This is a genomic window from Pseudomonas linyingensis (assembly GCF_900109175.1).
Lineage (GTDB): Bacteria > Pseudomonadota > Gammaproteobacteria > Pseudomonadales > Pseudomonadaceae > Geopseudomonas > Geopseudomonas linyingensis.
This window is the reverse complement of sequence record NZ_FNZE01000005.1, coordinates 124,625-144,305: the sequence shown is the minus strand read 5'-3', so window position 1 is coordinate 144,305 and position 19,681 is coordinate 124,625. Positions and strand designations below refer to the sequence as shown.

Genomic DNA, 19,681 nt, shown 5'->3' with positions numbered 1-19,681 from the left:
GCATGCAGCATCTCGATCTGCAGGTCGTCGAGCGGGCACTGGACTGGACGCGCAGCGGCGAAACGGTCTGGCTGTGCACGGTGCTGGCCACCTTCGGTTCGTCGCCACGCGAGCCCGGCTCCCTGCTGGTGGCGCGCGCCGATGGCCACCATGCCGGTTCGCTGTCCGGCGGCTGTGTCGAGGAGAATTTCCTGGAACGCCTGCAGGCGGGCGCCTTCGATCGCAGCGTCACCCTGCTGCGCTACGGTGACCCGGAGGGCGGGGCAGCGGGCGCGCGGGTGGCGCTCCCCTGTGGCGGCACCCTCAAGGTGCTGGTCGAGCGTCTGCCGGCGGATGCGGCGACGCTGGACCAGCTGGAGGTCATGCGCGCGACCCTGTGCGGGCAGCATCATCTGATTCGCCAGGTGCAGCTGACGGATGGGCAGGTGCAGTTTCTCGACGATGATGGACTGGGGCCGCGGGTCGTCGAACGCGGCGATTGCGAGTCCGTGCAGGTGCGCATCGGCCCGGCTGCCCGCCTGATCCTCGCCGGGATCTCGCCGGTTTCGGTGATCTGTGCGGAGTTCGCGCGCACCCTGGGCTTCGAGGTGATCGTCTGCGACCCGCGAGAGGAGAGGCTCGCTGGATTCAGCCTGGCCGGGATTGCCGTGCAGCCAGTCCTGCCCTCGCTGTTCATCGCCACGGGAGGCTGCCATACGGCCACGGCGGTGGTCGCCCTGACCCATGACCCGCGCATCGACGACCTGGCGATGATGGAGGCCGTGCGCACACCGGCGTTCTATATCGGCGTCATGGGCTCGTGGCAGACCTCCCGGGCGCGCGCCGAGCGCCTGCGTCGCTCGGGGGGACTCGGCGACGCGGATATCGCGCGCATCCACATGCCCATCGGCCTGGCGCTGGGCAGCAAGACCCCGGCCGAAATCGCCCTGGCGGTGATGGCCGATGTCGTGCGCGTGCTGCGTGGCAGGCCGCGCGATGCGCTTTAAGGAGACGACTGATCGCCCAGCCAGCGTCGGCATCGTGGGGATGGGCGTTTGACTGCCGCAGGACAGGGCTGCTGCCGGGTGGCCGGGCTGATGCTCGCCGCCGGCTTCTCGCGGCGCTTTGGCAGCGACAAACGTCGGGCCCGCCTGGCTGGCGGGCAGACCCTGCTGGCGGCCAGTCTGGCGCTGCCCTTTAGCGAGTTGCCGGAGGTCTGGGTAGTGCTGCGTCCCGAGGACGATCCGCGTGAATTGAGCGTCCCGCGCGGAGTGCGGGTGCTGCACAGCGCGCATGCCGCGCATGGCATGGGACATAGCCTGGCCGATGGGGTTCGCAGTCTGGCGCCACACTCGGAGGCCGAGGTGCTGGCGATCTTTCTCGGCGACATGCCCTGGATCGGCGCCGACTCCCTGCGCTGTCTGCTGGCGCAGGCCGCGCCGGACGCCATCGTCGTACCGACCTTTGCGGGGCAACCTGGCCATCCGGTGCTCTTCGGCCGGAGCTTCTGGCCGGAGCTCCAGCTCCTGCGCGGGGACAACGGTGCGCGCGAGGTGATCCGCGCCAATCCGCAGGCAGTGCGCCGCGTGGCAGTTAGCGATCCCGCCATCCTGCGCGACGTCGATACCCCGCAGTGCATCGAGTGACGGCAGCCGCGCGGGCGGCAGTTGCCTGTCAGCCGAGCGCCGCATCCTGGCAACGCTTTCCGGTCAGGTCATTTCTCTCGAAACGCAAACGCCCACTGTCAGCAGCGGGCGTTTGCGTTGCGGCAAGCGGATCGGCGGTTTACTGCCCGGCGCGCACCTTCTCGATGGCCTCGTACATGGCCTTGACCATGGCCGGGTCGAGGTCCTTGGCGAACTGCTCGACCACCGGCTTGACCTTGTCACGGAAGCGGTCGATCTCCTCGGGGGCGATCTCGTTGGCGGCGACGCCTTCCTGCTTGAGCTTGTCCAGCGCCTCGGTCTGCGCCTTGGCGGTCACTTCACGCTGGAAGGTCTGCGCTTCGGCGGCGGCCGCGCGGATCAGCGCCTGCTCGTCGCTGCTGAGCTTCTTCCAGGTCTTCTGGCCGATCACGAACGACTGCGGGTTGTAGATGTGGTTGGTGGCCGACAGGTACTTCTGCACTTCGTGGAACTTGTTGCCGAGGATCACCGTGTAGGGGTTTTCCTGGCCATCGACGGTGCGCTGCTCGAGGGCGGTGTAGACCTCCGGGAACGGCATCGGCACCGGGTTGGCGCCGAGCGCCTTGAAGGTCTCCAGGTAGATCGGCGACTGGATCACGCGGATCTTCAGGCCCTGCATGTCTTCGGGCTTGGTGACCGGGCGCTTGCTGTTGGTCAGGTTGCGAAAGCCCAGATCCCAGTAGCCGAGGCCGACCAGACCCTTGTTCTCCAGGCTGGCGTGCAGCTGCTGGCCGACTTCGCCGTCGATCACCGCGTGGGCCTCGGCGGTGTTGTTGAACAGGTAGGGGAAGTCGAGCATGGCGAATTCCGGCACCTGGGCGGCGAGGATGCCCGAGTTGAGCACGGTCAGGTCGAGGGTGCCGCCCTGCAGCGAGGAGACGGTCTGCAGGTCGCCGCCCAGGGTGCCGCCGGGGAACAGGCGCACCTTGATCTTGCCGCCGGACTTCTCGCCGACCAGCTCGGCGAACTTCTGCGCGCCCTGCCCCTGCGGGTGTTCCTTGACGTTCTGGAAGGCGAAACGCAGGGTGCGCTCCTTGATCTCGGCGGCGCTGGCGGCGCCGGCGACCAGCAGGCCGGCGGCGCAGGCGGTGGCGAGCAGGGTTTTCAGCAGTTTGGTCATGTCATGTGCCTTTTCTATTGTTGTTGGAGGGAGCGACAGGGTTGCGCCGGTCAGCCGGCGAGGAACTTCATCGGTACGAGCACCAGCGCCGGGAACAGCACCAGCAGGAGCAGCACCAGCAACTGGGCGATCAGGAACGGGCCGACGCCGCGGACGATCTCTTCCATCTTCAGCTTGGAGACGCCGCACACCACGTTGAGCACGGTGCCCACCGGCGGGGTGATCAGGCCGATCGAGGTGTTGATCAGGAACAGCACGCCGAAGTACACCGGGTCGATGCCGGCCTGGACCACCGCCGGCATCAGCACCGGGGTGAGGATCAGGATGGTCGGCGCCATGTCCATCACGGTGCCGACCAGCACGATCAGCAGCATGATCACCAGCAGCAGCAGGGTCGGGTTGTCCATGAACGGCTCGAGCAGTTCGGTCAGTTGGCCGGGCAGGTCGGCGATGTTGACCAGCCAGGCGGAGACCATCGCCGCGGCGACCAGGAACATCACCACCGAGGTGGTCTTGGCGGCGCCGAGGATCACCTCGTAGAGCTGGCTGATCTTCAGCTCGCGGTAGATCACCACGGCGACGAACAGCGCGTAGACGGCGGCGACCACCGCCGCCTCGGTCGGGGTGAAGATGCCGAACTTGAGGCCGACGATGATGATCACCGGCAGGCCCATGGCCCAGCTGCCGTCGAGCAGCGCGCGCAGCACTTCCTGGCGCGAGCGCTTGGGCGGCATCTCGACGTTTTCCTTGCGGGCGACGAACCACCAGGCGATGGCCAGCGCGGCGCCGAGCATGATCCCCGGCACGATGCCGGCCATGAACAGCTTGGAGATCGACACGCCCGAGGCGACACCGAAGATGATGAAGCCGATGCTCGGCGGGATGATCGGCGCAATGATGCCGCCGGCGGCGATCAGGCCCGCCGAGCGCTCGCGGCTGTGGCCGGCCTGCACCATCATCGGCACCAGCAGCGCGGCCAGCGCGGCGGCGTCGGCCACCGCCGAGCCGGACAGCGAGGCGAGCAGGCAGGAGGCGATGATCGCCACGTAGCCGAGGCCGCCGCGCTTGTGGCCGACCAGGGCCATGGCAATGTTGACGATGCGCCGCGACAGGCCGCCGGCGTTCATGATCTCGCCGGCCAGCATGAAGAACGGCACGGCCATCAGCGGGAAGCTGTCGGCACCGTTGAGCAGGTTCTGGGCGATGATCTGCGCATCGAACAGGTCGAGGTGCAGCATCAGCGCGACGGCGACCAGCAGCAGGGCGAAGGCGATCGGAATGCCCAGGGCCATGCCGCCCAGCAGGGTGCCGAGGAAGATGGTCAGGGTCATCAGGCGTTCCTCACGGCAGGGGCTTGCTGCTGTTGCAGGTGTTCGATTTCCTCGGCGGCCTCGTTGCCCTTGACCATCACCAGTTCGGCGTCGGCCAGGCGGCAGGTGAGGGCGAGGAACAGTTCATAAAGCAGGATCAGCCCGGCGGTTACGCCGAACACCACGCCGATGCCGTAGAACCAGGCCATCGACAGACCTGAGGCGGGGGCGACCACGTCGAGGTTGATCGCGGCCTGCTGCCAGCTGCCGCTGAGGATCAACCAGGTGACGAACAGCATCAGCAGATGGCCGACCACCAGACAGAAGCGCTTGCCCAGCGGCGGCAGGCGCTTGACCAGACTGTCCAGGCCGATGTGGGCGCGTTCCTTGAGGGCGACCAGCGCGCCGAGGAACACCATCCACACGAAGAACCAGCGCGACAGCTCCTCGGACACGCTGATTCCGGAGTTGAAGGCATACCGCAAGACCACGTTGCCGAAGACCAGCACCACCATGCCGAGCATGCACAGCACGATGAGCAGCTTGAGCAGGCGGAAGTAAAGGTCGGCTATTTTTTTCATGATTGACCTCGTTGGGTTGTCCCGGGGCTGGCAGGTGCATGGCCCTCCCTGCCATCGCTGCCTGCCCCGGTTTGCGTGGCCGCCGCGGCGGCCACTCGTGGCGCGCCTCAGCCCATGCTGGCGAAGTGCGCCATCATCCGCTCGGCATCGGCTTCTCGGCCGGTGAACAGCTCGAAGGCCTTGACCGCCTGGAACACCGCCATCTTGCCGCCGTCGAGGGTCTGGCAGCCGAGGGCGCGGGCGGCGCGCAGCAGCTCGGTTTCCAGCGGGAAGTAGATGATCTCCGCCACCCACAGGTCGGCACGCAGCAGCTCGGCCGGCAACGGCAGGCCCGGCAGCTTGGCCATGCCCACCGGCGTGGTGTTGACCAGACCCTGGGCCTCGGCCATGGCCGCCGGCAGGTCGCTGCCGGCCTGGGCGCGGCCGGCGCCGAAGCTGGCGTTGAGGTTGGCGGCCAGCTCGGCGGCGCGCGCCGGCTCGACGTCGAAGATGGTCAGCTGCTGCACGCCGTCCTGCAGCAGGGCGTGGGCCACCGCGGCACCGGCGCCACCGGCGCCCATCTGCACCACGCGCTCGCGAGCCACGTTCGGCAGGCCGCGGCGCAGGCCTTCGGCGAAGCCCAGGCAGTCGGTGTTGTGGCCGATGCGCTTGCCGTCCTGGAAGACCACGGTGTTCACCGCGCCGATGCCGCGGGCTTCCGGCGACAGCTCGTCGAGCAGCGGGATGATCGCCTGCTTGCACGGGAAGGTGATGTTCAGACCGGTGAAGCCCAGGCGCTGGGCGGCGTCGAGCAGTTCCGGCAGGGCTTCGCTGGTGACGCCGAGCTGGTCGAGATCGATCAGTCGGTACAGGTAGCGGATGCCCTGGGCGTCGCCCTCGTGCTCGTGCATGGCGGGGGTGCGCGAGGCCTGGATACCGGCGCCGATCAGGCCGGCGAGGATGCTGGAGGTCTGGGTCATGGGTGTTCTCAACCGTTGAGCAGGTGGGCGAAGTGGGTCAGGCCCATGCGGTAGCCGTGGGTGCCGAAACCGCACAGCACGCCGACGGCAACGCCGGAGACGAAGGAGTGGTGACGGAACTCCTCGCGCTTGTGCACGTTGGAGAGGTGCACCTCGATCACCGGCAGTTCGGCGGCGACCAGGGCGTCACGGATGGCCACCGAGGTGTGGGTCCAGGCACCGGGATTGATCAGGATGCCGGCGCAGCGCCCACGCGCCTGGTGGATCCAGTCGATCAGCTGGCCTTCGTGGTTGGTCTGGCGGAACTCGACTTCCAGGCCATGCTCGGCGGCGCTGCGCTGGCAGAGGGCTTCGACGTCGGCGAGGGTTTCGTGGCCGTAGGTGGCGGGTTCGCGGGTGCCCAGCATGTTCAGGTTGGGACCGTTGAGGACGAGGATAAGGTGCGACATGCTCGCGCTCTCCATTGTTGTTTTTGTCACCGGACGTAGGCCGGCCTTGAAATAAAAATGTACTAACTAGTTAATTCAGTCAATGGCGCAAACAGCCCGCGAAGGTGAGGCGAGGAGGGCGGTGCGGGGGCGGGAATCGTCGGTGTAACGCGTCAAGGCCGCGGCTTTCGAGGGGTTGAGGCGTTTACTGGCGGGGTTCGGCGCAGCGATCGGGCGGGCCGGCAGGGCTGACAAAGTGTTCGGTTATCGAGCGAAATGGCGGCAAGGCCAGACTGCGGCCAACCGCCAGGGTCAGCCGGCGCCCTGGTCGACCGCCAGCAGGTGGCGTACCAGCGGAGGCCGCTCGCCTATGTGAAAGCGCAGCACCTCCTGCTGGATATCGGCGTCGGCCCTGGATACCCGACGATGCTGGCGCAGGTGCTCGGCCCAAGACTCGACCTGGAACCACTCGAGCATCACGCCGGGATCAGCCGCGTCCTCGGTGAGTCCCCACGCATAGGCGCCGTCGCGCCGGCGTGCGGTGGACAGCCTGGAGAGCGCCGCCGCGAAGGCGGCCCGCTCGGCGGGATCGATGCGGTACTCGATGAGGATCAGCACCGGGCCGCGGTCATGCTCGACCGGTTCGGCCGTCAGCGGCTCGGGCCAGTGGTTGGACGGCACCAGGTCGGCCTCGCCGCGGGGCAGCTTGACCCGATGGGCGAGCAGGCCGACCAGCACCAGCCCGCCGGCGCCGGCGAGCAGCGCGAACGGCACGCCGCTCCACTGGGCGATGGCGCCCCAGGCCAGGCTGCCGGCGGTCATCGCGCCGTTGAACACCGTCAGGTACACCGCTAGCGAACGGCCGCGCACCCAGTTGGGCAGGATGGACTGCGCCACGCCGCTGAGCGTGGTCAGCGCGGTGATCCAGGCCGCGCCCAGCACCAGCAGAGCCGCCAGCGCCACCCACTGCGGCGGTGCGCAGGCCAGCACCACCATGACCAGCGCCGCCAGCAGCGCGGAGAGCAGCAGCAGACCGTCGGCGCTCAGCCGGGCGCGCAGCCGGGGCATGACCAGCGCGCCGCCGATCGCCCCCAGGCCGACTGCGCCGAGCAGGATGCCGTAGAAGCCGGCGCCGCCACCTAGCAACTGGCGCGCCACCAGCGGCAGCAGCGCCCACACGGAGCTGGCCAGGGCGAAGAACAGGAAGGCCCGCAGCAGCACCACATGCAGTTCGCGACTGGCGCGGGCGTAGCGCAGGCCGGCGCGGAAGGCGCCGGGGAAGCGCTCGGCGAGCTCGTCATGGGCGGCGACCGGGCGCCGCCACCAGAGCAGCGCCGCGATGACGAACGCATAGCTGACGACATCCACGCCGTAGGTGAATGCCGCCCCCAGGCTGGCCAGGATCAGGCCGGCCAGCGCCGGGCCGATAGCCCGCGCGATGTTGATGCCCAGCGAGTTGAGCGCGACGGCGCTCTTGAGGTCTTTCCGGTCCACCAGTTCGGGCACGATGGCCTGCCAGGCCGGCGCCATCAGAGCCGCGCCCATGCCACCGAGGAAGGTCAACGCGACCAGCGAGGCGACCGACTGCAGCCCCGTCGCCGACAGCAGCATCAGGCAGATGCTGACGCCGGCCAGCAGGAACTGGATGGCGATGAGCAGCTTGCGGCGGTCGAGGATGTCGGCCAGCACGCCCGCCGGGATCGCCAGCAGGAAGATCGGTAGCGTCGCCGCCGCCTGCACCAGGGCCACCGCGGCCGGCGAGGGCGAGAGGTCGGTCATCAGCCAGGCGCTGGCGACGTCGCGGATGAAGCTGCCGGTGTTGCCGATGATGGTCGCCGCCCAGAGGACGGCGAACAGCGTCTGCCGCAGGGGCGCAAGGCCGCCCGCCGATGTCTCGCCCGCGCGGCTCATGGTTGCACCTGCCGGGCATCCGGCCGGCGGGCGAGCGAACGGGATCTCGACATGGCAGCTTCCTCCTACACGGCCCAGCAGGAGCAGCCGAGGGCGCCGAAGAAGCCCTTGAGGTCGGCCACCGGGGCGCTGGAGGCCCAGGCCCGGGCGTGGTCATGGCCGTGCAGGCCGCAGCTGCTGGCGCATCCGCAGCCGGCGACGGCCTGCTGACGCAGCAGCTGCAGGGAGTTCCTGCCGGCGCCCTCGGGCTCGCCCCAGGCGCCGTAGCCCTTGAAGGTGCGGGTCGGCGACCAGTCGGGCATGGCCGGCGGCAGCGAGTTGTCATCCAGCGGCGCGAAGTCGCCGGCGCCGTACACCACGCGCCCGCCCACCACCGTCAGGTCCGCGGTCAGGAAGCTGATCTCGTCCTCGGCGACGGCGAAGTAGTCCTTGCTCGGCACGATCAGGTCGGCGAACTGCCCGGCCTGGATCCGGCCGCGCTTGCCTTCCTCGTTGGAGAACCAGGCGACATTCTCGGTCCACATGCGCAGCGCCGTTTCGCGGTCCAGGCAGTTGCGCTGCGGATACAGGCGCAGGCCGCCGACGGTTCTGCCGGTGACCATCCACGCCAGCGACACCCAGGGGTTGTAGGAGGCCACGCGGGTGGCGTCGGTGCCGGCCGAGACCTTCACGCCCTTCTCCAGCATGCGGGCGACCGGCGGGGTCGCCTCGGCCGCCGCGGCGCCGTAGCGCTCGACGAAGTACTCGCCCTGGTAGGCCATGCGGTGCTGCACCGCGATGCCGCCGCCGAGCGCGGTGATCCGGTCGATGGACTTGTCGGAGATGGTTTCGGCGTGGTCGAAGAACCAGTTGAGGCCGGCCAGCGGCACCTCCCGGTCGACCTTCTCGAACACGTCCAGCGCGCGAGAGATGGTCTCGTCGTAGGTGGCGTGCAGGCGCCAGGGCCAGCGGTTCTGCGCGAGGATGCGCACCACTTCCTCCAGCTCGCCCTCCATCTCCGCCGGCATGTCCGGCCGCGGCTGGCGGAAGTCCTCGAAATCGGCAGCCGAGAACACCAGCATCTCGCCGGCGCCGTTGTGGCGGAAATAGTCGCTGCCCTGCTTGTACTTCACGCTGGACGTCCAGTTGAGGAAGTCATCCTTCTCCTCCTTGGGCTTCTGGGTGAACAGGTTGTAGGCCAGGCGCACGGTCATCTGGCCGTCGTCGGCCAGCTTCTGGATCACCGCGTAGTCGTCCGGGTAGTTCTGGAAGCCGCCGCCGGCGTCGATCACGCCGGTCACGCCCAGGCGGTTGAGTTCGCGCATGAAGTGGCGGGTGGAATTGAGCTGGTAGTCGAACGGCAGCTTGGGCCCCTTGGCCAGGGTCGCGTAGAGGATCATCGCGTTGGGTTTGGCCAGCAGCAGGCCGGTCGGGTTGCCGTTGGCGTCGCGGGTGATCTCGCCGCCCGGCGGCTCGGGGGTGTCCTTGCCATAGCCCACGGCGCGCAGCGCGGCGCCGTTGAGCAGGGCGCGGTCGTACAGGTGCAGCAGGAATACCGGGGTGTCCGGGGCGATGGCGTTGATCTCGGCGATGGTGGGCAGGCGCTTCTCGACGAACTGGTGCTCGCTGAAGCCGCCAACCACGCGTACCCATTGCGGCGCGGGAGTGATGGCGACCTGGCGCCTGAGCATGTCCATCGCATCGGCCAGCGAACGCACGCCGTCCCAGCGCAGTTCCAGGTTGTAGTTCAGGCCGCCGCGCACCACGTGGGTGTGGTTGTCGAACAGTCCGGGCAGCACGCTGCGGCCCTTGAGGTCGATGACCCTGGTGGCGGGGCCGGCCAGGGCCACGACCTCGGCGTCGTCGCCCACGGCCAGGAACCTGCCATCCTTGATGGCGACCGCGCTGGCCTGCGGCTTGCTGTGGTCCAGCGTGGTGATGCGGCCGTGATGCAGGATCACCTCGGCAATGTCTGGCGTGCTCATGACTGCTTCTCCTCTGCGGATTGCGCCTGTTGCCCGGCCTGCTGGCGGCCGGGCAGTTGCCCGCATACATGGTTGACGGCCTGCGCCTTGGCGCAGGCGGTAGAGAATGCCGTGCCGCTGAGCCATTGCTTGCCGACCGGGATGACCTGCTCGCCGATCAGGATGCCGAGCAGGCCGATCAGCGCGACCAGTGGCGGTGCCGGCGAGCGTACGTTGAGCAGACTGTAGATGATGCCGACCAGCAGGCCGGCCCCAGCTGACAGGACGTAGAGTTTCATGCTTCACCTCGCTACATGTACGGTGCGCAGCGGTGAGCGCACGGCGGGCGCCCGCGACTCCGATCCGTACCAAGGCTAGACGCTGCGCCCGCCGCTGCTGGGTTGCAGAGGCCACCCGGGCGGGACATCGGGACCGGCGGAGTTGCCGCCGGTCCGACGCGGCCCCGGCGGCTTGTGCGCCGCGCGCCTTATTTGGCCGGGTTCGGGCCGATGCGCTCGCCGTGCTGCACGCGCTCCGGGGCCTTGTGAACCATGGTGTAGGCGTAGTCGACACCCATGCCGTAGGCGCCGGAGTGCTCCTGGACGATGCCGATGACCGCGTCGTAGGTTTCCTTGCGCGCCCAGTCGCGCTGCCATTCCAGCAGCACCTGTTGCCAGGTCACCGGCACGATACCGGCCTGGATCATGCGATCCATCGCGTACTTGTGCGCATCGGCCGAGGTGCCGCCGGAGGCATCGGCCACCATGTAGATTTCATAGCCGCCCTCCAGCGCCGCGCACAGCGCGAAGGTGGTGTTGCACACCTCGGTCCACAGCCCCGAGACGATGACCTTCTTGCGCCCGGCGGCGGCCAGCGAGTCGCGCACGTTCTGGTCGTCCCAGGAGTTCATCGAGGTGCGTTCGAGGATCTTGTGCTCGGGGTACACCGCCAGCAGCTCGGGATAGGTATTGCCGGAGAAGCCGTCGGTCTCGACGGTGGTGATGGTCGTCGGCACGTTGAACACCTTGGCGGCCTTGGCCAGCGCCACGACGTTGTTCTTCAGCACCTGGCGGTCGATCGACTGCACGCCGAAGGCCATCTGCGGCTGCTGGTCGATGAAGATCAGTTGGCTGTTCTGCGGGGTGAGCACTTCGAGGTACTTGGACATGGTGTCTCTCCTTCATGGGACGAACATCGAGGGGCGGCGGATGGGACAGTTGTGCATGCCGGCGACACCCGGCGTACCGACGTCCGAGGCATCGGTCCCCGTCTTGTCGCATGCGGCGGGCGCCAGGGATGCCGCGAAAATCCCTGGTGCCGCTTTGCCGATGGCTCAGCCGGCCGCGTCCACCAGGACCAGCTCGCTGTCCTCGCGGGCGGTGACCCGAATGACTTCCTCGCCGCTGATGGCCGCGCCATCCCGGGCCTGCAGCGCAATGCCGTTGATCTCCACCTGCCCGCTGGCCGGCACTAGGTAGCCATAGCGGTCCTTGCCGGCAAAGCGGTACTCGGCGGTTTCCCCGGCCTTGAGTGTCGCGCCCAGCACCCGGGCAGCGCTGCGGATCGGCAGGGCGTCCTCATCCCCCTCGATGCCGCTGGCCAGGGCCACGAACCGGCCGGAGCGGTCGGCCTTCGGGAAGGGTTTGGCGCCCCAGGACGGCTGCCCGCCGCGCCGGTCCGGGAAGATCCAGATCTGGAAAATGCGCGTGATGCCCGGCTCCAGGTTGTACTCGGAGTGGCGGATGCCGGCCCCCGCGCTCATCACCTGCACATCGCCGGCGTTGGTACGCCCCTTGTTGCCCAGGTCGTCCTGGTGGGTGATCGCACCTTCGCGGACGTAGGTGATGATCTCCATGTCCGCGTGCGGATGCGCCGGGAAGCCGGTGCCCGGCTGGATGATGTCGTCGTTCCAGACCCGCAGCGCGCCCCAGTGCACACGTGCCGGATCGTGATACTCGGCAAAGGAAAAGTGGTGTTTGGCATTGAGCCAGCCGTGATCGACTCCTCCGAGGCTGGCGAAGGGGCGACGTTCGATCATGGTGATTCTCCCGCTGCTGAAACATCGATGGGAATCACTATAGACGCTGCACATGTTCGCCAGAATGGAAGGTATGGAATACCATTCTTTCCATTATTGATGTGATCGTGGCGCGCAGCGGGGTAGCTTCAGCATGAGCAGATTGCCGGACCTGGAAGCCTGGGCGATCTTCGCCAAGGTCGCGGAAGCCGGCTCTTTCGCCAGAGCCGCCGAGGAACTGTCCCTGTCACAGGCCACGGTGTCGAAAGCCATCACGCGACTGGAAAAACGCATGAAAGTCATGCTGTTTCACCGCACGTCGCGGCGCATGTCGCTGACCGATAGCGGCCTGCTTGCGCTGGAGCATGCCGCGCGCATTCTCGAGGCCGGCGAAGCCGTCGAGGCCGAAGTGGCCGAGCGATCGGCCAGCCTGCGCGGACCGATACGCATCGCGGCGCCCATGTCCTTCGGACTCTCGCGCCTGGCCCCGGCGCTGCCGCAGTTCATGGCTCTCCACCCGGAGGTCACGCTCGACATCGAGTTCGATGACGAACTGGTCGACCTGGTGGCGAATCGCTTCGACCTGGCCTTGCGCATCTCCACCCTGGCCGACTCCAGCCTGCTTGCCCGTCGCCTGTGCACCGTGCGCATCCATCTGGTCGGGGCGCCGGCCTACTTCGCGCAGTATGGCCGGCCCCAGCATCCCCGTGACCTGGCCAATCATCGCGCCCTGCAGTACGCCTACTCGCGCAGCGGCCCGAGCTGGCGCTTCCGTCACCCGCGCCACGGCGAATTCACCCAGGCGATGAGCACGCCGCTGCGGGTGAACAACGCCGAAGCGCTGGCGCCCGCGCTGCACGCCGGGCTGGGACTGGCCCTGCAGCCCGAGTTCTTGGTCTGGCAGGACCTGCAGTCGGGCGCGCTGGAGACCGTGATGGACGACTGGCAGGTGGAGCCGATCGCCCTGCACCTGGTCACCCCGCCCGGGCGCAGCCGCCCCGCGCGCGTGCAGGCGCTGATGGATTACCTGGTCGAATACTTCGCCGGCGCCCCTTGGGCACGGCACATCGACTAGCGCTGTCCAGCGGGGCGATGAAACCTTCGCTCCGATCGCTGGGATGCCTCAGCGCAGCCCCAGCCGCTTGGCCAGGCGGTGCAGGTTGGCGCGGTCCATGCCCAGCTCGCGGGCGGCGGCGGCCCAGTTATGCTGATGCTGCTCCAGCGCGGCGCCGATCTGCTGGCGCTGGAACTGCTCGACCGCCTCGCGCAGGTCGCCGACCGCTGGGGGCGGGCTGCTGGCCGGGCTGTCGGGCGGCGGCGCAGTGGCGTGCCGGCCCTGCAGATCCAGCAGTTCGGCGCCGATGCTGAGAATGCGCCGCCGCTCGCCGCTGGCGGCCATCGCCTTGAGCGCGGCGCGGCCGATCAGGTGCTCCAGCTCGCGCACGTTGCCCGGCCAGTCGTAGCCCAGCAGCGCGGCCTGGGCCTCGCTGGTCAGACGCAGGCTGCGCAGGCCGAGGCGGGCGCGGTTTTCCTCGAGGAAGAAGCCGGCCAGCAGCAGCACGTCGCGGCCGCGCTCGCGCAGCGGCGGCACCGGCAGGGGATAGACGCTGATCCGATGATAGAGGTCGGCGCGGAAGCGCCCGGCGCGCACTTCCTCGGCCAGGTCGCGGTTGGTGGCGGCGATCACCCGCACGTCGACGTGGTGCTCGCGGTCCGAACCGACCCGCTGCAGCTGGCCACTCTGCAGCACGCGCAGCAGCTTGGCTTGCACGGCCAGCGGTAGTTCGCCGACCTCGTCGAGGAACAGGCTGCCGCCGTCGGCCAGCTCGAACTTGCCGTGGCGCTCGCTGACCGCGCCGGAGAAGGCGCCGCGGGCGTGGCCGAACAGCTCGCTTTCCACCAGGGTGTCCGGCAGCGCCGCGCAGTTGAGGCTGATCAGCGGCTTGCGCGCGCGCGGCGAGGCGTTGTGAATCGCCTGGGCGACCAGCTCCTTGCCGACGCCGGTTTCGCCGCTGATCAGCACGCTCAGGTCGCTGCCGGCGACCACCGCGATCTCATCGAGCAGGCGCCGGTGCTCGCGGCTCTGGCCGACCAGTTCGCGGCTGGCCTGCTGGCCGGCAGCCTCGCGGTAGACCTCGACCAGTTGTTCGTCGTGCTCGGCGCGGCGGGTCAGGGCGTCGATCCGCTCGGCGGCGCGCACGGTGGCGGCGGCCAGGCTGGCGAAGGCTTCCAGGTTGTCCAGGTTGAGGTTGTCGAAGCTCGCCGGGTCGAGGGCATCCAGAGTCAGCAGGCCCCAGGGCTGCTCGTCGACGTACAGCGGGCAGCCCAGGCAGTCGTGCACTTCCAGATGGCCGTCGAGACCCTCGACCAGACCGTCATAGGGGTCGGGCAGCGCGCAGTCGGCGGCGAAGCGGGTCAGGCCGCGGTGCCCCAGCAGGCTCTCGAAGCGCGGGTGCTCGCTGACCCGGAAGCGCCGGCCGAGGGTATCGGGGCTCAGGCCGTCGACGGCCAGCGGCACCAGGGTGTCGCCGTCCAGGCGCAGCAGGGCGGCGGCATCGGCAGGCAGCAGCGCGCGCAGCGCGCCGAGCAGGCGGCGGTAGCGTTCCTCCTCGGGAAGGTCGCGGGACAGGTCGGCCACCAGTGGGATCAGGGCGCGCAGCAGGGGATGCGTTGTCATTTTGATAGCTTGTTGTCTGTTTGACAGCGAATTTATGTTGTCATGATGACTTTAGAAAACAATAAGTCATTGATTTTATTGAATAAAAAACATGGCACGAAAACTGATATATCCATTGTGCTTGCAGTATCGCGGCCTGTCGATGGCCGCTCACCGATTGATCACTTTCAGGAGTCGTCCATGCTGTCCGATCAACACCGCGCCATCATCAAGGCCACCGTCCCGCTGCTGGAAACCGGCGGCGAAGCGCTGACCAAGCATTTCTACAAGATCATGCTCGGCGAATACCCGCAGGTGAAGGTGCTGTTCAACCAGGCCCACCAGGCCAGCGGTGACCAGCCGCGCGCGCTGGCCAACAGCGTGCTGATGTACGCCCGCCACATCGACCGCCTCGAGGCGCTCGGCCCGCTGGTCGGCCAGATCGTGCACAAGCACGTCTCCCTGCAGATCCTCCCGGAGCACTACCCGATCGTCGGCGCCTGCCTGCTGCGCGCCATCCGCGAAGTGCTCGGCGAGGAAATCGCCACCGACGAGGTGATCGCCGCCTGGGCTGCCGCCTATGGCCAGCTGGCCGACATCCTGATCGGCGCCGAGGAGGCGGTATACGCCGCCAACGAGAGCAAGGAAGGCGGCTGGCGCGGTTCGCGCCAGTTCCGCGTGGCGCGCAAGGAAGCCGAGAGCGAGGAGATCACCTCCTTCTACCTGCAGCCGGTCGACGGCGGCGCGGTGCCGGACTTCGTGCCGGGCCAGTACCTGGGCCTGCGCTTCGTTATCGACGGCGAGGAAACCCGCCGCAACTACTCGCTGTCCGCCGCGCCGAACGGCCGCGAGCTGCGCATCAGCGTCAAGCGCGAGGAGGGCGGGGTGATCTCCAACTTCCTCCACGACCAGGTGCAGGTCGGCGACGAGCTGGAAGTCTTCCCGCCGGCCGGCGACTTCGTCCTCGCCGACAGCGACAAGCCGCTGGCGCTGATCACCGCCGGTGTCGGCATCACCCCGGCGGTGGCCATGCTCGAGCAGGCGCTGGCGAGCGGCCGTGAAGTGCGCTTCATCCACTTCGCCCGTCACGGTGGCGTGCACGCGTTCCGCGAGTGGCTGGACGCCAAGAGCGAGCAGCACCCGCAGCTGACCCGCTTCTACTGCTACAGCGAGCCGCGCGAAGGCGATGCCGCCGACGCCGAGGGCTTCAGCAGCACCGCGCTGCTGGCTGACTGGCTGCCCGAGCAGCGCGACCTGGACGCCTACTTCCTCGGTCCGAAGCCGTTCATGGCCCAGGTGAAGAAGCAGCTGAACGAGCTGGGCGTGCCGGAAGCGCAGTGCCGCTACGAGTTCTTCGGCCCGGCGGCGGCGCTGGAGGCTTGAGCTAGGCTCAGCGGGTAGGGCGTACTCGCTGCCGGCGGCGGACTGTCGCCATGCGCCGAGGGCGCCCTACCGGCGGTGTAGGGGCGAATTCATTCGCCTTTACGAGGCCTTTTGGCGAATGAATTCGCCCCTACAGGATGGTGCCCCGCGTCCCCAACAGGGAGGCGGGGCGTCCACCCCGGTGCCCACGCGGGGGCGTGCGCACCATCACCGTTAAGGAATCCCCATGCAATTGGTCGACCGCAAGGCCCTGTTGCAGATCGCGCCGCTGTGGCGCCTCGGTTTTCGTCCCTTCTTCCTCGCCGGCGCGGCCTTCGCAGCGCTGGCCATTCCCCTCTGGCTCGGTGTGCTGGCTGGCTGGTGGCCCGCCTGGCAACCGGCCGGCGGCGCGCTGGGCTGGCATCGTCACGAGATGCTGTTCGGCTTCGGTGCGTCGATCATCGCCGGCTTCCTGCTCACCGCGGCGCAGAATTGGACCGGCAGGCCCGGCCTCAGCGGCCCGCCGCTCGCCGCGCTGGCCGCGCTGTGGCTGGCCGCACGCCTGGCCTGGCTGCTCGGCGCGCCGCTGTGGCTGCTGATCCCCCTCGAACTGGCCTTCCTGCCCACGGTGGCGCTGCTGCTCGGACGCATGCTCTGGGCGGTGCGCCAGGTGCGCAACTACCCCATCGTCGGCGTGCTCACCCTGCTGACCCTGGCCGATCTGCAGGTCGTGCTCGGTCTCGCCCAGGGTAACGAGGCCTGGCAGCGCCAGGGCGTGATCGCCGCGCTGTGGCTGGTGGCGGCGATGATGGGCCTGATCGGCGGGCGGGTGATCCCGTTCTTCACCCAGCGCGGCCTCGGCCGTACCGCGCAGGTACCGGCGCTGCCGTGGCTGGAGTGGAGCGCGCAGGGCGGCCTGGTGCTGCTCGCCGTGCTCACCGCCACGGGGCCGGCGCTGCAGGCGCAGGCCTGGCTGGGCGCGCTGTTCGCCCTGGTGGCGCTGCTGCATGGCGTGCGCCTGGCGCGCTGGCACGACGCCGGCCTGTGGCGGGTGCCGCTGTTGTGGTCGCTGCACCTGGCCTACGCCTGGCTGGTGCTCGCCCTGGCCGGGCAGGCGCTGTGGCACTTCGGTCTGCTCGCCAATGCCAGCCTGGCGCTGCACGCGCTGGGGGTGGGCGGCATGGGCGGGCTGATCCTCGCCATGGTCGCGCGGGTCAGCCTCGGCCACACCGGCCGGCCGCTGCAACCGCCGGCAGCCATGGCCTGGGCCTTCGCCTTGGTCAACCTCGGCACCGCGGCGCGGGTGTTGCTGCCGCCGTTCTGGCCGCAGGGCAGCCTGCTGCTGGCCGGCGCCGCCTGGACCGCCGCCTTCGGCCTGTTCGTCTGGTACTACGCGCCGATGCTGTGCCAGCCGCGGCTGGACGGTCAGCCGGGGTAGGACAATCTTCTGGAGGAGCGAATTCATTCGCGACTTCGCGACAGGGTCGCGAATGAATTCGCTCCTCCAGGCTCAACCGTGGCGCGCAGACCTCCCGCCAGTCTGGTTTTGTCGCCCCGGCTTCTTTATGGTGTCCGCCCCCTTTCAGCGGAACCAGGACCCGTGAACCAGCGCGCAGTGCCAAGGCAGAAGGACACCATCTCCATTCGCATGGTCGAGGAGGCCCTGCAGGCCTTCGCCCGGCGCGGCGAGCCGCTGGAGGCGTTGCTGCGCGAGGTGGGTCTGGAGCCGGCTGTGCTGGCCGATCCTGCGGCGCGGGTGGAGGTGGGCGTGTACAGCCGCCTGTGGCTGCGTCTGGCCCGGCGCTTCGACGACGAGTTCTTCGGCATGGACCCACGACGCATGCGCTCGGGCAGCTTCGCCTTCCTCTGCCGCGCCTGCCGGAGCCAGGCTACTCTGGAGGAGGCGCTGCATACCGCTCTGGAGTTCTTCGCCCTGACCTTCGAGAACTTTCGCGCCACCCTCAGCCGCAGCCAGAGCCTGGCCGAGGTGGTGCTGCGCGAGCGTAGCGGCGAACCCTGCCGGCCCTTTGCCTACTTCACCTTCTGGCTGATGCTGCACGGCCTGGCCTGCTGGCTGGTCGGCCGGCGCTTTCCCCTGCTGGCGGCCGAGCTGCGCTGCGCTGCGCCGGCGTACACCGACGACTACCGGGTGATGTTTTCGGAGAACCTGCGCTTCGGCCGGCCCTCGACGCGCTTCATCTTCGCCGCCGAGGTACTGGATCTGCCGGTGCGGCGCAGCGAGGCCGAGGCGCAGGCCTTCCTCGCCAAGGCGCCGTCGAACATCCTGGTCAAGTACCGCGACACCGGCAGCATGGCCCACCGCATCAAGGTCCATCTGCGCAGCCTGCCCGCCGAGCAGTGGCCGACCAGCGAGGCGCTGGCGCAGGCGCTGTGCATGTCGCCCTCGACCCTGCGCCGGCGTCTGGCCGAGGTCGGTCAGTCCTACCAGGCGATCAAGGATGCCGTGCGCCAGGAGATGGCCACCGCCTGGCTGGCCGACGCCGAGGTGACCTTCGGCGAGATCGCCGAGCGCCTTGGTTTCGCCGACGTCAGTGCGTTCTACAAGGCCTTTCGCAAGTGGACGGGGACCAACCCCGGCCACTACCGCACGCTGATCCTCGCGCCGGCGATTGGCCAAAACGGTCACGCAGATTGAGAAGAACGGCCATTGTCGGGCGGGCGGTGGCTGACCAATATGAAGTCAACACGCTTGCCGTGCTTCCAAGGCTCTAGACGACAACTGCCAGCGGTTGCTGAGTGTGCGTCGGGGCCCATAACAAGAAAGGAAACCGCCATGCCGCCCTGCTTCCCGATCGTGCATCCCCCCGCGGGCCTGCCCGACTAGTCGTTCGCCACCTCCCAAAAAATCCAGATCAAGACGTTGCGCCGTCCGTGCGCGGGCACCCGGCTGCACGCAGCAAGGCCGCTTCGCGGCTGTTCGAGAGAGATTCGCCATGCAAATCCACAACAAGGTTTTTCTAGTCACCGGCGCGGCCTCCGGGCTGGGCGCGGCCACCGCCAAGGGGCTGATCGAGGCGGGCGCCAAGGTGCTGCTGGTCGATCTCGCCGCCGCCGTCGAGGCCCGCGCCGCCGAGCTGGGCGCCAACGCCCGCGGCCTGGTGGCCGACATCACCAATGAAGATGCCGCCCGCAATGCCGTGGCGGCGGCGCGCGAAACCTTCGGCGCGCTGCACGGGCTGGTCAACTGCGCTGGCGTGGTTGGCGGCGAGAAGGTTCTCGGCCGCAATGGCCCGCACGGCCTGGAAAGCTTCAGCCGCATCGTCGGCATCAACCTGATCGGCAGTTTCAACATGCTGCGCCTGGCCGCCGAAGCGATGGCCGAGGGCGAGCCGGACGCGGGCGGTGAGCGCGGGGTGATCATCAATACCGCCTCCATCGCCGCCTATGATGGGCAGATCGGCCAGGCCGCCTACGCCGCCTCCAAGGGCGGGGTGGTCGCCATGACCCTGCCGGCGGCCCGCGAGCTGGCGCGCTACGGCATCCGCGTGATGACCATCGCCCCGGGGATCTTCGAGACGCCGATGATGGCCGGGATGACCGACGAGGTGCGTGCCTCGCTGGCCGCCGGCGTGCCGTTCCCGCCGCGCCTCGGCCGGCCCGAGGAGTACGCCGCGCTGGTGCGGCACATCGTCGAGAACAGCATGCTCAACGGCGAGGTGATCCGTCTCGACGGCGCCCTGCGCATGGCCGCCAAATGAAAGGGGAAAAG

The 19,681-nt window shown here is 68.7% G+C and carries 18 protein-coding genes; 7 read left to right on the top strand and 11 right to left on the bottom strand.

Annotated features, from left to right (window positions below; genetic code table 11):
* Window positions 1-2: 2 nt before the first annotated feature.
* On the top strand, window positions 3-986 hold the full coding sequence (locus BMZ19_RS08105; protein WP_090309550.1) for an XdhC family protein: 984 nt from the start codon (window positions 3-5) through the stop codon (window positions 984-986).
* A gap of 48 nt (window positions 987-1,034) precedes the next feature.
* Window positions 1,035-1,625, top strand: coding sequence for a nucleotidyltransferase family protein (locus tag BMZ19_RS08100; protein ID WP_342028234.1), 591 nt, complete (start codon window positions 1,035-1,037; stop codon window positions 1,623-1,625).
* A 139-nt stretch (window positions 1,626-1,764) separates the two neighbouring features.
* On the opposite strand, the gene BMZ19_RS08095 is transcribed toward BMZ19_RS08100, so the two are convergent.
* The 10 genes from BMZ19_RS08095 to BMZ19_RS08050 all read right to left on the bottom strand — a co-directional run bounded on the left by BMZ19_RS08095 (window position 1,765) and on the right by BMZ19_RS08050 (window position 11,954).
* Entirely contained in the window at window positions 1,765-2,784 is a 1,020-nt protein-coding gene (locus BMZ19_RS08095; RefSeq protein WP_090309543.1) for a TRAP transporter substrate-binding protein, read from the bottom strand.
* Window positions 2,785-2,834: 50 nt separating this feature from the next.
* The gene (locus tag BMZ19_RS08090) at window positions 2,835-4,115 is read right to left on the bottom strand and encodes a TRAP transporter large permease subunit (RefSeq protein WP_090309540.1); all 1,281 of its coding nucleotides are present in this window, start codon (window positions 4,113-4,115) and stop codon (window positions 2,835-2,837) included.
* Window positions 4,115-4,675, bottom strand: coding sequence for a TRAP transporter small permease (locus BMZ19_RS08085; protein WP_090309536.1), 561 nt, complete (start codon window positions 4,673-4,675; stop codon window positions 4,115-4,117). The genes BMZ19_RS08090 and BMZ19_RS08085 overlap by 1 nt, the downstream gene beginning before the upstream one ends.
* 107 nt (window positions 4,676-4,782) lie before the next feature.
* Complete coding sequence (locus BMZ19_RS08080) at window positions 4,783-5,634, bottom strand: shikimate dehydrogenase (protein ID WP_090309533.1); 852 nt, start codon at window positions 5,632-5,634, stop codon at window positions 4,783-4,785.
* Window positions 5,635-5,642: 8 nt separating this feature from the next.
* The gene (gene aroQ / locus BMZ19_RS08075) at window positions 5,643-6,083 is read right to left on the bottom strand and encodes a type II 3-dehydroquinate dehydratase (RefSeq protein ID WP_090309530.1); all 441 of its coding nucleotides are present in this window, start codon (window positions 6,081-6,083) and stop codon (window positions 5,643-5,645) included.
* Window positions 6,084-6,374: 291 nt separating this feature from the next.
* Window positions 6,375-7,973 (bottom strand): MFS transporter, encoded by a 1,599-nt coding sequence (locus tag BMZ19_RS08070; RefSeq protein ID WP_090309527.1) that lies wholly within the window; start codon window positions 7,971-7,973, stop codon window positions 6,375-6,377.
* Between the two features lie 65 nt (window positions 7,974-8,038).
* Window positions 8,039-9,937: an amidohydrolase gene (locus tag BMZ19_RS08065; RefSeq protein WP_170847721.1), complete on the bottom strand. Its 1,899-nt coding sequence runs from the start codon at window positions 9,935-9,937 to the stop codon at window positions 8,039-8,041.
* On the bottom strand, window positions 9,934-10,215 hold the full coding sequence (locus BMZ19_RS08060) for a XapX domain-containing protein (protein ID WP_090309521.1): 282 nt from the start codon (window positions 10,213-10,215) through the stop codon (window positions 9,934-9,936). Before BMZ19_RS08060 ends, BMZ19_RS08065 begins: the two co-directional genes overlap by 4 nt.
* 188 nt (window positions 10,216-10,403) lie before the next feature.
* Window positions 10,404-11,084 (bottom strand): hydrolase, encoded by a 681-nt coding sequence (locus BMZ19_RS08055; protein ID WP_090309518.1) that lies wholly within the window; start codon window positions 11,082-11,084, stop codon window positions 10,404-10,406.
* A gap of 165 nt (window positions 11,085-11,249) precedes the next feature.
* The gene (locus BMZ19_RS08050) at window positions 11,250-11,954 is read right to left on the bottom strand and encodes a pirin family protein (RefSeq protein ID WP_090309514.1); all 705 of its coding nucleotides are present in this window, start codon (window positions 11,952-11,954) and stop codon (window positions 11,250-11,252) included.
* 133 nt (window positions 11,955-12,087) lie between these two features.
* Between BMZ19_RS08050 and BMZ19_RS08045 the strand changes: the two genes are divergently transcribed.
* On the top strand, window positions 12,088-13,008 hold the full coding sequence (locus BMZ19_RS08045; RefSeq protein WP_090309511.1) for a LysR family transcriptional regulator: 921 nt from the start codon (window positions 12,088-12,090) through the stop codon (window positions 13,006-13,008).
* Window positions 13,009-13,056: 48 nt separating this feature from the next.
* Here the strand turns inward: BMZ19_RS08045 and norR are convergent, their stop codons facing one another.
* Window positions 13,057-14,610 carry a nitric oxide reductase transcriptional regulator NorR gene (norR, locus tag BMZ19_RS08040; RefSeq protein ID WP_090309508.1) on the bottom strand — a complete coding sequence of 518 codons (1,554 nt, stop codon included), beginning with the start codon at window positions 14,608-14,610 and terminating at the stop codon, window positions 13,057-13,059.
* Window positions 14,611-14,790: 180 nt separating this feature from the next.
* Here norR and hmpA point away from each other — a divergent pair, with 180 nt between their 5' ends.
* The 4 genes from hmpA to BMZ19_RS08020 all read left to right on the top strand — a co-directional run bounded on the left by hmpA (window position 14,791) and on the right by BMZ19_RS08020 (window position 19,670).
* Window positions 14,791-15,972 carry an NO-inducible flavohemoprotein gene (hmpA, locus tag BMZ19_RS08035; RefSeq protein WP_090309506.1) on the top strand — a complete coding sequence of 394 codons (1,182 nt, stop codon included), beginning with the start codon at window positions 14,791-14,793 and terminating at the stop codon, window positions 15,970-15,972.
* A 226-nt stretch (window positions 15,973-16,198) separates the two neighbouring features.
* A complete protein-coding gene (locus BMZ19_RS08030; protein ID WP_090309503.1) occupies window positions 16,199-17,389 on the top strand; it encodes an NnrS family protein in 1,191 nt (396 codons plus the stop codon).
* Between the two features lie 210 nt (window positions 17,390-17,599).
* A complete protein-coding gene (locus tag BMZ19_RS08025) occupies window positions 17,600-18,607 on the top strand; it encodes an AraC family transcriptional regulator (RefSeq protein ID WP_090309500.1) in 1,008 nt (335 codons plus the stop codon).
* A 298-nt stretch (window positions 18,608-18,905) separates the two neighbouring features.
* Entirely contained in the window at window positions 18,906-19,670 is a 765-nt protein-coding gene (locus BMZ19_RS08020; protein ID WP_090309497.1) for an SDR family NAD(P)-dependent oxidoreductase, read from the top strand.
* The last annotated feature ends 11 nt before the right edge of the window (window positions 19,671-19,681 follow it).

What these genes read in the sequence shown, in the direction of transcription:
- BMZ19_RS08025 (WP_090309500.1), top strand. Translation starts at nt 17,600, where the DNA reads ATGGTCGAGGAGGCCCTGCAGGCCTTCGCCCGGCGCGGCGAGCCGCTG.
- BMZ19_RS08020 (WP_090309497.1), top strand. Translation starts at nt 18,906, where the DNA reads ATGCAAATCCACAACAAGGTTTTTCTAGTCACCGGCGCGGCCTCCGGG.
- norR (WP_090309508.1), bottom strand. Translation starts at nt 14,610, where the DNA reads ATGACAACGCATCCCCTGCTGCGCGCCCTGATCCCACTGGTGGCCGAC.
- aroQ (WP_090309530.1), bottom strand. Translation starts at nt 6,083, where the DNA reads ATGTCGCACCTTATCCTCGTCCTCAACGGTCCCAACCTGAACATGCTG.
- BMZ19_RS08030 (WP_090309503.1), top strand. Translation starts at nt 16,199, where the DNA reads ATGCAATTGGTCGACCGCAAGGCCCTGTTGCAGATCGCGCCGCTGTGG.
- BMZ19_RS08090 (WP_090309540.1), bottom strand. Translation starts at nt 4,115, where the DNA reads ATGACCCTGACCATCTTCCTCGGCACCCTGCTGGGCGGCATGGCCCTG.
- BMZ19_RS08055 (WP_090309518.1), bottom strand. Translation starts at nt 11,084, where the DNA reads ATGTCCAAGTACCTCGAAGTGCTCACCCCGCAGAACAGCCAACTGATC.
- BMZ19_RS08070 (WP_090309527.1), bottom strand. Translation starts at nt 7,973, where the DNA reads ATGAGCCGCGCGGGCGAGACATCGGCGGGCGGCCTTGCGCCCCTGCGG.
- BMZ19_RS08080 (WP_090309533.1), bottom strand. Translation starts at nt 5,634, where the DNA reads ATGACCCAGACCTCCAGCATCCTCGCCGGCCTGATCGGCGCCGGTATC.
- BMZ19_RS08050 (WP_090309514.1), bottom strand. Translation starts at nt 11,954, where the DNA reads ATGATCGAACGTCGCCCCTTCGCCAGCCTCGGAGGAGTCGATCACGGC.
- hmpA (WP_090309506.1), top strand. Translation starts at nt 14,791, where the DNA reads ATGCTGTCCGATCAACACCGCGCCATCATCAAGGCCACCGTCCCGCTG.
- BMZ19_RS08045 (WP_090309511.1), top strand. Translation starts at nt 12,088, where the DNA reads ATGAGCAGATTGCCGGACCTGGAAGCCTGGGCGATCTTCGCCAAGGTC.
- BMZ19_RS08095 (WP_090309543.1), bottom strand. Translation starts at nt 2,784, where the DNA reads ATGACCAAACTGCTGAAAACCCTGCTCGCCACCGCCTGCGCCGCCGGC.
- BMZ19_RS08065 (WP_170847721.1), bottom strand. Translation starts at nt 9,937, where the DNA reads ATGAGCACGCCAGACATTGCCGAGGTGATCCTGCATCACGGCCGCATC.
- BMZ19_RS08060 (WP_090309521.1), bottom strand. Translation starts at nt 10,215, where the DNA reads ATGAAACTCTACGTCCTGTCAGCTGGGGCCGGCCTGCTGGTCGGCATC.
- BMZ19_RS08085 (WP_090309536.1), bottom strand. Translation starts at nt 4,675, where the DNA reads ATGAAAAAAATAGCCGACCTTTACTTCCGCCTGCTCAAGCTGCTCATC.
- BMZ19_RS08105 (WP_090309550.1), top strand. Translation starts at nt 3, where the DNA reads ATGCAGCATCTCGATCTGCAGGTCGTCGAGCGGGCACTGGACTGGACG.